Genomic DNA, 16,263 nt, shown 5'->3' on the forward strand with positions numbered 1-16,263 from the left:
GGGGACTGATGAAGCAATATGGAGCCAAGCATGATTTCCCGGGCTATCTCCTGATTTTAGGACTGTTTATAATGAATAACTATTGCATACTTATGTAACGGAGGTTATACTATCGGTAGAAGGAGTTTTTCAAGTGAAAAGTGAGGTATGTATATGGCATGGGGTGGAACTAGACGCGGTGCCGGGCGCCCACGTAATCCGATTAAACGTATTGGTAGAACTATTCGACTTAGTGATGAAGAGTTTCTTTCACTCAAACCATTAATTATGGCCATCAAGGCCAATAATGATAAACGCTATAGGCAACAATGTACTAGAAATGCATAAATAAGGCATTGTCACAGCATATACAACATAATAAACTTTTAATCTATGTTACAATAACCCATTATTTAAATCTTTCAACTACAACACATCTCTACTCTCTAACCATATGCTGTGTGCAATACAAAGCAGTACGAAGAAGGTCCCAATTCATTGAATTGGGACCTTTTTCGTTGCGTATAGTATAATAATTCCTATTTTGTTATATGAAAAAACTCACAGAATGGATATAATAAAAGTATGTACGTAAGTAAATTCAGGAGGTGTTAGCTTGTTACAAGATTTACTATCTGAGGATAATGTATCCTTTCATTATCCTGCAGAAACGTGGGAAGAGGTAATTCGTCACGGTGGCCAACTCATGGTTGATGCGGGTTTTACTGATCCATCTTATACGGAGGCTATGGTAGAGGTAGTGCGTGAAATGGGACCCTATATTGTATTGGCACCAGGTCTTGCTATGCCACATGCTCGTCCGGAAAATGGGGCAAAACGTGTAGGTACTGCATTGGTAACCTTAGAAAAACCATTGAATTTTGGTAGTCCTGACAATGATCCTGTTTCTGTGGCGTTGTTTTTGTGTGCTCCGAACAAGGATGAACATATTCAGTTGTTGACAGATATTGCTACATTATTTGAGGATGATGAGTTTTTAGATGCGGCTGCTGATTTTGAAAGTATTGAAGATGTACAAGCATTCTTGGCCGAGCATTTAGAAGATCAAGAATACGTTTAGTAGGAGGCAAGTATGATTTCTGTATTAACTGTATGCGGTAATGGCATTGGTTCTAGCTTGATGCTAAAAATGAAAATTGAAGAAATCTGTGCTGAAAATGGTATTGATGCACAAGTTGAATCTATTGATTTTAATGCCGCACAAGGCCGTAAAGCGGACCTTATTGTAACTGTAAAAGAATTGGCTGAACAATTTGAAGACAAGAATGTGGCTATTGTTCGCAGCTATATTAATAAAAAGAAAATCACAGAAGATATTCTTGATGCATTAAAACAAGCAGCTCAATAAAATGTAACAACTATATATAGGAGGTAGTGCCATGGAAATGGTATTAGAGTTCTTACGTGATGTGCTGTCTCAACCAGCACTTTTGATTGGTATTATGTCATGTATAGGTTTGATTGCCTTGAAACGCCCGTTTCATAAGGTAATGACTGGTACATTAAAACCTATTCTTGGCTACTTGATGCTCGCAGCTGGTGCAGGTGTTATCGTTAACAATCTTGATCCACTAGGTAAGATGATTGAGCATGGCTTCCATATTACTGGTGTAGTACCAAACAACGAAGCTATCGTGGCTGTAGCACAAAAGGTACTTGGCGTTGAAACGATGTCTATTCTCGTAGTAGGCTTATTGATGAACTTATGTATTGCTCGTTTCACCAAGTTCAAATATGTGTTCTTAACAGGTCACCATAGCTTATTTATGGCTTGTCTTATGTCTGCCGTACTCGGTACTGCAGGTTTGTCCGGTATGGAACTCATCCTTGTAGGTGGTTTCTTGATGGGCGCTTGGTCTGCTATTTCTCCAGCAATTGGCCAAAGCTATACATCTAAGGTTACAGAAGGCGATGAAATTGCTATCGGTCACTTTGGTAGTTTAGGTTATTATTTATCCGCTTGGGTTGCCAAATATGTAGGTAAAGCAGACGATAGTACAGAAGACATTGAAATTCCAGAAAAATGGGGTTTCTTACGTGATTCTACGCTATCTACAGCATTGACTATGATTGTATTCTACTTGATTGCAGCCTTTGCGGCTGGTTCTGAGTTTGTAGCTACTTTATCTGGTGATATGAGTCCTTACTTATACGCTGTTATGAGCGCTATGAACTTTGCTGTAGGTGTAACAATCGTATACTCTGGTGTACGTATGATCTTAGGTGATTTAATTCCTGCATTCCAAGGTATTGCAACAAAAATTATCCCTAATGCTATCCCAGCAGTAGACTGTGCCGTATTCTTTACATATGCTCCAACAGCAGTAGTATTGGGCTTCATTAGCTCCTTTATTGGAGGTATCATTGGTATGCTCATCCTTGGCGCTGTAGGTGGTGTGTTGATCATTCCTGGTCTTGTACCTCATTTCTTCTGCGGTGCAACAGCAGGTATCTATGGTAATGCTACAGGCGGTCGTCGTGGTGCAGCAGTAGGTGCATTCCTTAATGGTTTGGCTATTACTTTCTTGCCAGCATTGGCATTGCCAGTTCTTGGTCAATTAGGTTTCCAAAATACAACATTTGGTGATGCAGACTTTGCCGTAATGGGTCTTGTACTTGGTCATGCATTCGAATGGATTGGTATGGCTGGTATCTATGGTATCGTAGCGATTGCAGCTCTTGTACTTATCATTCCAAACTTTATTAAAACAAAAGGTAAAGTTATTAATTATGTAGAAGAGGAGTAATGAAAACAACTGAGCAACATAGTAATGTTGTAATACGATATATATTCCTTACTATAGGGGCTATTAGCTTTGCTCTTGGTACAGCGGGTATCGTATTACCACTATTGCCAACAGTACCTTTTTATATGCTTACCTTATTTTGTTTAGCTAGAGGATCTGAACGTTTTCATAACATGTTTTTAGAATCTAGTTTATATCAAAAGACTGTTGGTGCTTATGAACGCGATAAAGCGTTAACGTTGCGGACAAAGTTGTCCATTCTCTTATCTGTGAGTACAATAATGGCGATTGGTGCGTACTTTAGTCAAGATATGCCCATTGCACTTGGTGTTATGGCCTTTGTATGGATTGGTCATGTTATAGCATTAGTCTTTATTGTAAAAACAAAAAAATAATTCTAAATATAGCCTCGTAAACTACATTGGTTTAGTTTACGAGGCTATTTTTTGTGTAAATTTATATTTTTAAAGAAAAAATGAATTATTACAAAAATTGATTTGACAATGAATATCAATAAGTATACTATGATAATTGTGTAAGTGATAATTTATATAGTATTTGTGTATATGGTGATAGTATGAATCCACATAATCATGCAATTTCACATGCAGGACTTACTATGTCGAGACATACGGTGTTTGACGGTATCGATCTATTATTTCTGGATGTGAAAGAAGAGTCGGTTCAATTTTATGCTAAATCACATACCAAGACATTTGCCATAAATCATTGTGAAGAGGGGCGCATCGAGTGTAAGTTTACATCTGGGGAATATTTATATATGGGGCCAGGAGATATGTCATTAGGATGGCATACTCATGCTGACTACCAACATAAAAATTATTTCCCTACAAAACTTTTTAAGGGAATTGTATTACTCGTAGATGTAGAAAAAGCGCAACCTGTATTGGATTCGCTTGTTACTGAGTCACGTATTAATTTAACAAGCCTAGCTGAACGATTTTGTGAGCATTCCGAGTACGGTATGATGATGGAAGAAACTGAATCGGTTAGACAGATTTTTTCTAGCTTATATAAAGTGCCTGACCAAATCAAAGGGCACTATTTTAAATTAAAGGTTATTGAGATCTTTTTGTTATTATCTGTAATTTCTACGAGCAATAATGAAAAGAGAGCAACCTATCGGAAACAGCAGGTTGATATTGTGAAAGCTGTTAACGAATATGTATCTACTCAGTTTATGAAGCGTATTACAATTGAGACATTATCTGAACAATTTGATGTACCTACGTCTACATTAAAAAGATGTTTTAAGGGCGTATATGGTACGACGATACATCAATATTTAAAAGAATGTCGTATTAATGCGGCTAAGAGGTTACTCCATGAAACGGATCAATCGATTCTAGAAATTGCTAATGCCGTAGGCTATGAGAATGGCAGTAAGTTTACTAGTGCCTTTAAAGAGGCTACTGGTGTAACTCCAAGTGCTTATCGTAAGATATAACAATTTAATATTGTCCGAAACGTATATTTTTGGTCTTTTCGGAGTAGATATGCAAGATACACTTTGCTAACATTAAAATGTAAATGATATTCAATGTCATTATATGTTGGTAGAGTGTATCTTTTTATTTGAGAGTGAAAGATACAAAACGTATAATTAGTTAAAATTTGAGGAGGGCACAATGGACCGGTGGGGACATACAAAGCGCACCATAATTCTGTCTAGTGCAGTTGCCTTGTGGCTTAGCGCACCTCTTGTAGTATGGGCTGAGAATGCAACCGTTACTACAGATGTTGTTCATGTTAAAGGAACATGGGCAGAAGAAGCAGCCAAATTAGACTCACAGCAAGTGCAAATCATTACCAAGAAAGATATTGAGAAAAAGCAGGCGAAGTCCGTCGAAGATATTATTTTTACACAAACTGGCGTCTCTAGAACTGTAGATGCTATGGGCCGTGTAGGTGTATCTATTCGTGGTGCAGAAGCGCGTCACACACTTATTTTAGTAGATGGTCAACCAGTACTAGGCGATTTTGATAAGTACTCCGGTGCAGCAGATGAAGTTCAACGGTTAGGTACAGAAAATGTTGAACGTATTGAGGTTATCCAAGGGGCAGCCAGTGCAAAATACGGTTCAGATGCTATTGGTGGTGTTGTTAACATCATCACAAAAAAAGCACAGAAGAAACCGATCTTACAATTAAACGCAGAAGGTATGCGTCGTAAGAGTGATGGTGATACATTCCCATTCCAAAACTTCTTTATTCGTGCCGACTCTGGTCAAATGGGTAAGTTAAAGGTTGGTTTGTCAGGCAGTAAACGTGATCTAATGCCTGTTTTAGCATCCGTTAAACGTCGAGATTCTGGCATGGCTTTTGATTATGCAAAACATAATTTTAAGCCAAATGTGCTTCGTTATTATGGTGATGCGGCTGATATCGGTCTTGTAGCAACCTACGAAGCTAATGATAAGAATAAATTTGAAATGCGACTTAACCGCTACACAGAAGACCTTGTACGCGATGTTAAGCACTCCGACTCTGATTTAGAGCCTCAACAACATTTCAAACGTACCGCAGACCGCAATACGGCTAATTTACAATGGTCCTCCCGAGCAGGCAAAAGCGATTGGACTGTTGAAACTAACTACTCCCGCATTAAAGAAAATGATGTAGCCCTCATTAGCTATACAGGTCGCTCCGCCTATGAAGGCTCCAATGAGTTGCGTTATATCGATAACATCGATCATCGTCAATTGGATATTCGAGCTAATGCGAATACACAGCTTAATAAAAATCATTTGCTTAGCTACGGTGTAAGCTATGCTCGTGAAGAAGGTTCTGGTAGCCGCTTAAAGAGTTCTCCTAATACAAGTACCATGTACATTGATCCTTGGGATTACGATAAGAGCTTGCTAGTTGATAAACTCGATCGTCTTGTAAGACGTAAAGGCGATAATAGCATCAAGGTTTACTCTCATATCCACGATTATAAATTCATTAATTCCGGTGGTGGTATGCCGCAATGGGATATGGATTATGAATATTATGGTGCAGAAACAGATGCTCAAAAACCAGGTATAACTTATGATGACTATATAAACTATGGTTTGTCTGAAAGTAGATTAAGTGATTGGTCTAGTACATCTCCTAATAATCAACCTGTAACAGATGAGTTCAAAGCTCGTTATAAGGCTTTAGAAGACCGTTTGAAAGCAGAAAATCCTGTATTATCTGCCACACGTGCCAATATTGTAGGTGATTACTTTAAATACGGCGAGTCCAATGATCCGGAAATGCGTAAAAAAGCACCTAAGCTAAATGGTAAAGCCTTCTTAGAAGAATATCGTAGCCGTGATCAACGCTTAACAACTGGTAGCGGTACGATTCGTAAGTTAAATGCTTATGTTTCTGATACATGGCAGGTAAATAAGAATTTAACATTATCCCCAATTCTTCGCTTTGATAACAGCAGCTTATTTGGTTCTAATTTATCTGCTTCCTTAGGGATGACCTATAACGTTAAAGGTAATACACATCGCAGGTTTAAAGCTAATGTAGGGACGGGCTATACAGAACCAGGTATGGGCGAATTGTGGTACAACTGGGAAATGTATGCTTCCAATCCTGTTGGGATTGGGGTTGCAAAACTTGGTTGGTACTGGGCCGGCAATCCTAATTTGAAACCTGAGAAATCTGTTAACTTTGACATGAGCTTAGAAGGTGAAAATAAGAATACCTATGCTCGTGTAGGCGTATTCCATAACCGCATCAAAAACTATATGTCTGTATACTTCACAGGGGACTTCATGGACTTTGCTCCATACCTCAAGGGTGATGCTAAGTACCAACGTGCACCAGACATGATTTATAGCTTTAAAAATATTGGTAAAGCTGAAATTACGGGCCTTCAAGCAGAGGTACAACAAAAATTCGGTAAGTATTGGTCCGGTAAGCTCGGGTATACATACTTGCATGCCATCAATAAGAGTGATCCAACAATGCCTCGACAATTGTTGGATAAACCAATGCATAAGGTTGATATTGGTATTACCTATGACAACCCTAAATCCGGTTGGAATGGTTCCATTTGGGGCGATTACTATATCAATATGCTTGATAGTAATACTCTTAATAATGGTGGCAACTACTGGCCAGATATCTTATCTGGTGATGCAGGCGTATATAAGAAGCAAAGCTATGAAAAGAAAACATTTGGCATTTGGAACGTAATGGTTCAAAAACGATTCAATAAAAATGCCATGATGTACTTTGGCATCAATAATATCTTTAACCATCGCGATGATGACCGTGCTACGCAAGAACGTGTGTATCGTGTAGGGGTTAACCTTAAATTTGGTGGTGGAGACAGCAGTAAAACGACAGCTATCGGTAAGACTAAGGATGGTGCAAAAGGTAGCGTAACAGGTGCAAATGTAACGGATACTAATGGGAAAGTTACAAATGGTGAATCCGGTGTACAAAACGTATCTGATGTGGTTCGCTTAACTGATTTTATTCATTCTGATTTCGACACTACTAAAGAACGTGGTGTTACATTAGTTGGCGACTACAGAGCACGTTGGATGGCACATGATGGCTCTAATAGACCACAATCTCCATTTAGAGAAAATTCCGCTATTGGTTCTGCAAAAGCTAATATGTACGATGCCAATCGTCATAGCTTTGAACAACGTTTGCGCCTAGGCCTCGATGCTCGTCTTAATGAGTTTACCAATCTTAAAGTTATCGGTAGTGCAACTGGTATGAGCGGTGTTGATACAAGCTGGACACAATCCGACTCTAAGGGCTTTAACCATCAACGAATCGATACAGTTGATCTTACAAGACGCGTTAAAAAATGGGATGTATCGGTAGGTCGCTTAACAGAACCTATGGGGGCTAGTGGCTACTGGTTTGGTCAATCTTATGATGGCGTTCGTGCCGTTTGGAATGGTCATGACTCACAAGTTCGTATTGGTGTTGGTACTTTCAAACATAGTACAGGTATTACTGATTCGGCTTATACTCATGCAGTACATGAAGTTATTTATAGACCGCCAACAGCGGCTGAATTGATTGGTATTAATCGTGATGAATATCCATATGATATCAACAGTGCTACAAAAACTGGCTCTGATGGTGAGAAAAAATCTACAGAGGATGCAGCAGCACCAGATAGTCCTAATGGTATCTATGATTCTACTTACAAAGGTAAGACAGATAGCATCTACTTCTATCAACAGCTTAAAGGCTTACAAGATGAATATGAAGCTTATAAGGAGTCATTAGATCTTAGCTGGAGCAATCCAAACCGCGATCAAGAAATGGCTAAAGCTGATGCTAAGCTAAGAGAGACTCAACAAAAACAAGCTCAAATCATGGGCCATTTACAAGATATTCTTACAAAAGCATATCCTACAGATATGGCTGGGAAGAAATTCTCCCTCGATATTCCATCTGGTGGTTATGCAATGTATGAAATCACTAATAAGCATACAGGAGAAAAACTCTATAAGACAGGGGATATTATGTATAATGTGAATTCCTCCTTATACCCTGAATACTTAAAAGAAAAGGCTAAAGGTCTTATCGTATCAACCGATAATAAAGATGCTTTAGTAAATCCTAAGGCCTATGTTGAAAAACATGGTGACGAGATCAATCAATCCGTAGCAGAAATAGCTAAATATAATGCTACAGATAACTGGAGTAATTATAACAATAGTGAGCTCGATGTTGTTTGGGTTAAACAGCCAGATGGTACTTTCAAACAATCCTATGATTACTATGGACAACCATCTAGTGATTATGAGTTCACTGGTTATTTAGGTGCTAAAACGTATAAATACGATAGTGGTAGCTATGTATTTAGCGATTATGATGCTAAAGATGCGATTTATAAAAAGAACTTTACAATGGCCTCTAACGACTGGGGTGAAGGTAGTTCTGATTATGGTTGGGGTATGACACCAGCAATGTACAACTATTTATACAATCTTGAAAAAGTTGTACATGATGCAGAGTCTGAAAATAAATTACCTCGTGAAGCAATAGGCAAGATCATCGGTAATTTGATTCGTACAGAAGGTGTAGTTCTTGAAAAAGATACTGTACCGGCTATTGATAAAGCGGCCTTTGTTCAATACAAGAAACAAATAGGCTCTCGTCTTGGGTTACAAGCCTGGTACTTACGTTCCTTTGGCGGTAAAACACATACCTATTTAAATGCAAATGGTAACGGCAATGATGAATATAACTTCTCAAATGTAGCTCAAGTATTTGGTATTGGCGCTAAATATCAATTAGGTGCTAATGCTTCGATTACCGTTGATTATGGCCAAAACCGTTCCAACTTAGGGCGTTACTTAAATGGTAATACTGTATATCAACATGAACGGGGCACTGCGGACTTTGCTCTTAAAGGTCATCAAATGGGTGGTACACCTCACTTCTGGATGGCCCGCTTAGACATTGGTCGTGCTGATCTTGATGTTCCAAAATCTTGGAATGCATTCATCGACTATAAATACTTTGAACATGGTTCATTCTTTGGCGGTAATGGTACTGGTGCTGTACCAGATCGTTATCTCGATGGTATTCGTAGCTTTACATTTGGTGCGGGCTATGTACCACGCAAGGATTTACTCCTTGAAGCATTCTATACATTTGATGCGAAGGGCACTAATAAACGAGATACTTTATATGGTAGTGAAAGCTTTAAGTTAGGCGATTATACAAGAATTCAAGGGACCTACAGGTTCTAATGTTCAGTCTGTAAATAGGCAGAAAGGTTACTAAAATGGAAAATTTAAATTATGTCATTCACTTGTTTCATAGTGGCGGGTATGTAATGTATCCATTATTACTCTTGTCTTTCATGGTTATCGCTATTGCTGTAGAACGGGCTTTCTTTTATCATAAGTATTCAGGTAAGACATTTGTTGTTACACATGCAGTCAATGAACTAGCAAAATTACAAAAGTGGGACGAAATTGATAAAGTAATCAAAGAAAACCCATCTATTGCAAGTCGCATTGCAGAAGCTGGTCTACATAATGCTTCTAGCGAAGAAGCAATGAAAACGGCCTTCGCTGATCAAATGGGTGTTGATGCGGTTGGTTTCCGTAAATATATGGATTACCTAAGCGCTACTGTTACAATCTCCCCACTATTAGGCTTACTTGGTACTGTTACAGGTATGATTGGTTCCTTTAGTATTCTCGATGCCGGTGCTGGTGCATCCGCTATTACTGGTGGTGTTGGTGAAGCCCTTATTGCCACAGCCTCTGGTTTGTGTGTAGCCATCATGGCATTTATTGTGTACACATTCTTTAGCCATCGTTTAGATTCTATTATTAATCAAATCGAAGGTATGTGTGTGAACATCGTTAGTGCTAAGCGAGAAGGGTGGAATTAATTATGAACCTACAAAGCTTTCGTATGAAAACAAAGCCTGAATTCATGATTATCCCAATGATTGATATTATTTTCTTCTTGTTGGTATTCTTCATGATGAATAGCTTACAAACAGTAGCTCAAAAAGCATTATCTGTACAATTACCACAAGCTACGAGTGCATCTGCACCGGCTCAGTTACCAGTTGTATTTACACTTGATGCGGAAGGGCATATTACAATTGATAACAATCCAATGAGTATTGATCAAGCAGAAGCTATGATTAAACAACGAATTCAAGAAAATCCTAACGCTAGTGTTATCTTACAAGCCGACAAACGTGCAGCTCATGGTCAAGTGGTAGCAATTATGGATATGCTAAAACAATCTGGTGTTAAACGCTTGGCTATTGCAGCTGAACAGAAAGGATAACTATGGGACTAGGCATATCATGGAAAAAAGCAGCCATTATATCCGCCGTAGTTCATCTAGTTGCTCTATTTATTGCAGTTATCTTTTTTGTAGTGGTTCCAGCGATTCAAGAAATGGAAACCTATGAAATCGACCTCACGCAAAGTGTGCTCGATGATGGCGGCAGTGGTCATGCCGGCGGTGGTGGCGGTAATAGGTCAGACCTATTCCCTAAACCATTATCGGCTGATGAAGTGGCGGCAAGAACAAAGGCTGTTGTAGCGAATATTGATCCATCTACTGCAACAGATATTCCTGATGCAGTAGATGTAGCCAAAAAAGGTGGCGAACATAAAGGTAATACCTCTGGCGATAATTCCGCAGGGGGTTCCGGCCCCGGACATGGTGGCGGCTCTGGCGGTGGTAACGGTACAGGCGTTGGCACTGGTAATGGCGATGGTCAAGGTCAGGGAAATGGCAACGGTAATGGCAATGGCAATGGTGATAGTCATGGTACGGTGAAAGCTGCATTTGATACGGAGGGATTCCGTGCAAGAGTGCAAAATAATGCACAAATGCCTTCCATGGCTTTAAAAAGAAAGTTACAAGGTGATGTAACTGTACAAGTTACATTAGATACAAATGGTAATCTTATTGGTCAAAGTATTATATCGTCTACAAATGAAATATTTAATGATGCGGCTATGTCTGCAGTAGTAGCTGCAACACCATATCAAAATCCAACAGGTGAAGATATTGATATCAATGTACCAGTTGAGTTTAGAGGTCATGAATCATCTGATGATGAGGACGAATAGAAGTATCTATGTGATAGACCTATCTATGAATTAAAGGAGATAATTATGAAATCCATTATTTTATATTCATCCCTCACGGGAAATACAAAAAGCGTAGCGGAAGCAATGGCTTCTGTAATGCCTGAAGGTACACCTTGCGTTCCTGTAAAGGAAGCGCCAGAGAATTTAGCTGATTATGACACTGTTTTCGTAGGTTTCTGGGTAGACCGCGGTACAGCAAATAAAGAAGCAGCCAAATTGATTGAAACCTTAACAAATCCTAACATCGTATTCTTTGCCACATTAGGTATGTATGCAGATTCTGAACACGCTCGTGAAAGTATTGAAAAAGCATCTGAATTACTACAAAATAAAGAATCCCTTGTAGATGGCTTCGTATGCCAAGGTAAAATTGATCCGAAAGTCATCGAAATGATGTATAAAATGTTCCCACCTGGATCTGCTCATGGTCAAAGCCCTGAACGCGATGCCTTACATAAAGCGGCTGAAACACATCCAGACGAACAAGACTTTGCAAATGCAAAAGAATTTACAAAATCTGTACTTGCAAAGTTGCAAGCCTAAACTGAAAGGGGATTGGAGTATGAGTTTAGCAAGTTTCTTTGAATCCATTCCGGAGAAACAACGCAATCTACAATTAGGTTTAGAATGCGATAATCCGATGAGTGGTGCATTCCCGCATAAACGGGTTGTTCATGCAGGGCTAAATGGTACCTTAGTTTCTCCAAAGGAAACACAAGCCGTTTGGGATACCTTAACGAATGGCACACCTAAAAAGGGTGAAATGCAATGCGCCTATATTCACATTCCGTTTTGTAAGACAAAATGCACATATTGTGGCTTCTTCCAAAACGGTACGAGTCAAAACGTAGAGGACCAATATATTGATGGTCTTGTTAGCGAGTTAAAACTAGCTAGTGAGCGTCCAAGATTAAAAGATGGTTTGATTCATGCTGTATTTATCGGCGGAGGCACACCAACATCGCTATCTCCAGCAAACTCTGAACGATTGCTAAAAGCAATTAAAGAGTATTTGCCACTAGCTAACGATTACGAGCTTACCTTAGAAGGACGTATTCACGATTTGATTCCTGAAAATCTTGATGTGTGGATGGCAAACGGCGTAAACCGCATGTCTATTGGTGTACAATCTTTCAACACAGAAGTGCGTCAAATGGTAGGCCGTCTAGATACGAAAGAAACCGTATTAGAACGTCTAGCAGCATTAAAGGCCTATGGTCAATGCTCTGTTGTTATCGACTTAATCTATGGTTTGCCTGGTCAAACTATGGAGGTTTGGGAACAAGATTTAGCTGATTTAGTAAGCTCAGGCGTAGATGGTGCTGACCTCTATCAATTAAATGTATTTGACGGCAGTGATCTTAATAAAGATATTGCAAACGGTAAGGTGCCAGCTGCTGCGACAACGGCTATGCAAGGGGATATGTTCGAATTTGGTCGCAAGTACCTTGATGAGCGCTCCTATCGCCGATTAAGCGCTGCTCACTGGAGTGCTAATAATCGTGAACGTAGCTTGTATAATATCTTGGCTAAAGCGGGCGTGCCTATGTTCCCATTTGGTAGCGGTGCCGGTGGTAATGTCGATGGGTACGGCATGATGTTACATCGTGCATTAACGCCATACGAAGATATGGTTAGCCGCGGTGAAAAACCATTCATGGCTCTTATGAAACAAAGTGAGTTACAACCCGTCGTAAATCAAGTGGTAAGCCAACTTGAACAAGGATTCCTCAATATTATGAGTTTGGTAGCACTAGATCCAAGACTAGAAGAATTAAATTGGCTCTATAAATTATGGGAAGAGCGTGGCCTCATAGCTTACAATGGATTGCTTTATAAATTGACTGCAGCTGGTGAATTCTGGACGGTAAATCTTACACAAAGTACCTTGGAGGCTGTGGAGTATATCATGACTGGTAAAAACTCCTTCGCTATGGAAGCGGTGGCCGCCCAAGATACGAAAACAACGTCTAAAGATAATCATAATCAAGAGGTACGTGGTATTGGTCAAGGTAAAGCTAATATTTCCGTACCAACAGATGAAGATTCCGAAGCACAACGCAAGGAAGCCCTTATCGCTAAGGCAAAAGCAGAAATTGCGAAAAGTGGTGCATCTGGTGAGTCAGCAGAGCGAATGGTACAGGCTATGTACAATTTGAGTGCTGATGAAATTGAATATATGATGGAACGTATGATGTCTTAACCTGTTATATTACACCTTATATCTAACAACCTTTCTCACACACAACATATACTAAATAAGACAAACTACGTGACATACAGTACACTTTGTACTACAAAGTAGCCCCAGACCATGGTCTGGGGTTTACTTTTTATAAGGTGAAAGGTATTCTGTAACTATAAGAAGTAATATTGTTGTATGAATAGTTATGTTTTCGGAGTTAGGAGATTAGTATGAGTACATTTCCTCAAAAACATATAGATATTGTTGGCATAGGTGCCAGTACATTAGATCGATTTATTGTCGTCGATCATTATCCTACAGGCCGTGAGGTACAACAAGTCGTATCGTCTACTACAGATGGTGGTGGGCCAGTGGCTACAGCACTAGCAGTGGCAGGAAAATATGGTGCTCGTACCGCTATGATTGATAGCATTGGTGATGACATGGTAGGTCGTCATATATTAGATGACTTTGAAAAATACAATGTTAATACAGAGGCAATTCAAGTTGAACGCGGTGCTAACAGCGGTGTGGCAACAATCCTCGTAAAACAGAGTACTGGTGAGCGTGCTGTATTTTTTGAACGGTCTACTGCAACTGAGCCTGAGTTTTTAGATACCCATAAGCAGCTGATAGGATCTGCCTATATTCTGCATATCAATGGTCGACATCGCCAACTCATGCGCTCTGCTATGACTGTTGCAAAAGAGGTAGGCACTATTATTTCTTTAGATGGTGGAGCTCAGCGTTACGATGAAGACATGAAGCCTATTACTGAAGCCAGTCATATCGTTATCGTAGCTCGTGATTATGCTGAAAAATATACGGGTACAACTAATTTAGAAGAGGCTTGTCGTATCATTCATGAACGAGGTGCATGTATTGCAGGTGTTACAGATGGTGCTAATGGCAGTTATTTTGTATGGCCTGACGGAACATCTTATCGATGTGAGCCATTTACTCAAGCTACCGTAGTAGATACAACGGGGGCTGGGGATAGCTTTCATGGGGCTTTTTTAGCTAATTTAGTACATACAATTAATCATATGAAGGGGCAAGACGCAACTTCGACGACTAAGCATGACCGTGCATCTATACATGCTGTAGAGTTGCTAAAAGCTTGCGCGCATTCCGATTTAGAGAAGGCTGCTATTTTTGCATCTGCAGTAGCTTCTTTAAATACACAAGGCATAGGCGGGCGCAGTCCACTACCAACGTTAAAGTCAGTGCAGGAACTAATAGGATAGGACTATAGTTATGTGGAAAAATACTTCAAAAAATCAAGTTCAGCAATATATGCAACAAAATCCTTATCGCCTATTAGCCCTTAGCTTTTTTGCTACCATGACTATAGGGACGATATTACTCATGTTGCCCATATCACATGCTCAAGGCCATAGTACAACGCTTGTAGATGCAGCTTTTACCGCAGTATCTTGTGTTTCTGTAACAGGATTGTCAACAGTAGATACCTATCATCATTGGTCCTTGTTTGGCAAAATTATCATGGTAATCCTTATCCAATTAGGTGGTTTAGGGATTGTTTCTTTTACCACCATTATTGCTCTAGTATTAGGGCGACGGGTAGGTCTGAAAAATCGCGTGCTCTTGTCAGAGGATGTAGGGCAAGATGGTATGAAAGGGCTTTTACACATTACGAAGAAGCTAACCATTTATACCTTTTGTGTCGAAATAATTGGTGGTATTATCTATACCATTCAGCTATATCCCTATATTGGGGATGCTGCTTTATATACGGGGATTATGCAATCTATTTCCAGCTTTTGTAATGCAGGATTTATATTCTTTGATAATGATTTACCTTATGCTATGGTGGGTGATGTATTATTTAATATGAATACAATGGCCCTTATTGTAATAGGTGGTTTTGGTTATCTTGCAACTTTTGATATTTGGTCGCATCGCAAGCTACGACGCTTTGTAGATTTAAAACTACATACAAAAATAATGTTAGTTGGTACAACGGCGCTCATCCTTTTAGGGACGATTATTTTCTTAGGGGTTGAGTGGGCGAATCCCAAAACGTTTGGCCCTTTACCTATATGGAACAAGGTCATGGCATCTCTGTTTCAATCGATTACACCTCGTACAGCGGGGATTGCAACTGTAGATTATAATGATTTACATCCAATTACACTGTTTATTACCATCATTTTTATGTTTATTGGGGCAGGTCCTAACTCTACAGGGGGCGGTGTTAAGATTAGTACTATTGCCGTCGCTTTTCTAGCATCGCGTACATTATTTAATAACCGTCCTGATACAGAGGTTTTTGAACGTCGTATTTCGTTGGTTACTGTACTTAAGGCAAATGGGATAATCTTTTTATCTATCCTTCTTGTTTTACTTGCTACTTGTTATTTGGCTTGGGATGAGCCATATGACTTTATTCGACTGCTTTTTGAGGTAACTTCTGCCTTTGGGACCGTAGGTCTTACAACGGGTATTACACCTGATTTATCTGAAAGTAGTAAATGGGTGTTAATGCTTGTCATGTTTACAGGTCGTGTAGGGGTTATGACTGTTATTGGTACTTGGGCGCTAAGAACGGCACCGACTAAACCAATTAGCTATGCAGAAGAGCGTGTATTGTTATAAAAATAGATTAGATTGAATATAAAAGGAGGCATATATGAAACATAAAACGATAGCAGTAATAGGTCTTGGTCAATTTGGTGGCACTGTTGCCAAGATG

14 protein-coding genes are annotated in these 16,263 nt (G+C 39.5%); all 14 read left to right on the top strand.

The features are described 5' to 3' along the window. Positions 1–153 precede the first annotated feature (153 nt). The gene (locus QZR70_RS06010; RefSeq protein WP_199176261.1) at positions 154–327 is read left to right on the top strand and encodes a hypothetical protein; all 174 of its coding nucleotides are present in this window, start codon (positions 154–156) and stop codon (positions 325–327) included. A 268-nt stretch (positions 328–595) separates the two neighbouring features. Continuing rightward, positions 596–1,060 carry a PTS sugar transporter subunit IIA gene (locus QZR70_RS06015; RefSeq protein WP_005385724.1) on the top strand — a complete coding sequence of 155 codons (465 nt, stop codon included), beginning with the start codon at positions 596–598 and terminating at the stop codon, positions 1,058–1,060. 12 nt (positions 1,061–1,072) lie between these two features. After that, complete coding sequence (locus QZR70_RS06020; RefSeq protein ID WP_005385725.1) at positions 1,073–1,348, top strand: PTS sugar transporter subunit IIB; 276 nt, start codon at positions 1,073–1,075, stop codon at positions 1,346–1,348. A gap of 31 nt (positions 1,349–1,379) precedes the next feature. Then, positions 1,380–2,747, top strand: a complete 1,368-nt coding sequence (locus QZR70_RS06025) for a PTS ascorbate transporter subunit IIC (protein WP_105089523.1) — start codon at positions 1,380–1,382, stop codon at positions 2,745–2,747. Continuing rightward, on the top strand, positions 2,747–3,142 hold the full coding sequence (locus QZR70_RS06030; protein ID WP_295793810.1) for a YbaN family protein: 396 nt from the start codon (positions 2,747–2,749) through the stop codon (positions 3,140–3,142). The genes QZR70_RS06025 and QZR70_RS06030 overlap by 1 nt, the downstream gene beginning before the upstream one ends. Before the next feature lie 182 nt (positions 3,143–3,324). Continuing rightward, on the top strand, positions 3,325–4,215 hold the full coding sequence (locus QZR70_RS06035) for an AraC family transcriptional regulator (RefSeq protein ID WP_005385728.1): 891 nt from the start codon (positions 3,325–3,327) through the stop codon (positions 4,213–4,215). Between the two features lie 181 nt (positions 4,216–4,396). Beyond that, entirely contained in the window at positions 4,397–9,481 is a 5,085-nt protein-coding gene (locus tag QZR70_RS06040; RefSeq protein WP_295793812.1) for a TonB-dependent receptor domain-containing protein, read from the top strand. Between the two features lie 35 nt (positions 9,482–9,516). After that, complete coding sequence (locus QZR70_RS06045) at positions 9,517–10,134, top strand: MotA/TolQ/ExbB proton channel family protein (protein ID WP_295212421.1); 618 nt, start codon at positions 9,517–9,519, stop codon at positions 10,132–10,134. A 2-nt stretch (positions 10,135–10,136) separates the two neighbouring features. After that, a complete protein-coding gene (locus QZR70_RS06050) occupies positions 10,137–10,544 on the top strand; it encodes a biopolymer transporter ExbD (protein ID WP_039969325.1) in 408 nt (135 codons plus the stop codon). A 2-nt stretch (positions 10,545–10,546) separates the two neighbouring features. After that, the gene (locus QZR70_RS06055) at positions 10,547–11,341 is read left to right on the top strand and encodes an energy transducer TonB (RefSeq protein ID WP_287512134.1); all 795 of its coding nucleotides are present in this window, start codon (positions 10,547–10,549) and stop codon (positions 11,339–11,341) included. A gap of 45 nt (positions 11,342–11,386) precedes the next feature. After that, a complete protein-coding gene (locus QZR70_RS06060) occupies positions 11,387–11,905 on the top strand; it encodes a flavodoxin family protein (protein ID WP_274204723.1) in 519 nt (172 codons plus the stop codon). A 19-nt stretch (positions 11,906–11,924) separates the two neighbouring features. Continuing rightward, complete coding sequence (hutW, locus tag QZR70_RS06065) at positions 11,925–13,565, top strand: heme anaerobic degradation radical SAM methyltransferase ChuW/HutW (RefSeq protein ID WP_295793816.1); 1,641 nt, start codon at positions 11,925–11,927, stop codon at positions 13,563–13,565. Between the two features lie 212 nt (positions 13,566–13,777). Continuing rightward, positions 13,778–14,794 (top strand): carbohydrate kinase family protein, encoded by a 1,017-nt coding sequence (locus tag QZR70_RS06070; RefSeq protein ID WP_295793818.1) that lies wholly within the window; start codon positions 13,778–13,780, stop codon positions 14,792–14,794. A 10-nt stretch (positions 14,795–14,804) separates the two neighbouring features. Beyond that, a complete protein-coding gene (locus tag QZR70_RS06075) occupies positions 14,805–16,166 on the top strand; it encodes a TrkH family potassium uptake protein (protein ID WP_257846307.1) in 1,362 nt (453 codons plus the stop codon). The last annotated feature ends 97 nt before the right edge of the window (positions 16,167–16,263 follow it).

Source organism: uncultured Veillonella sp. (genome assembly GCF_900545205.1).
Lineage (GTDB): Bacteria > Bacillota > Negativicutes > Veillonellales > Veillonellaceae > Veillonella.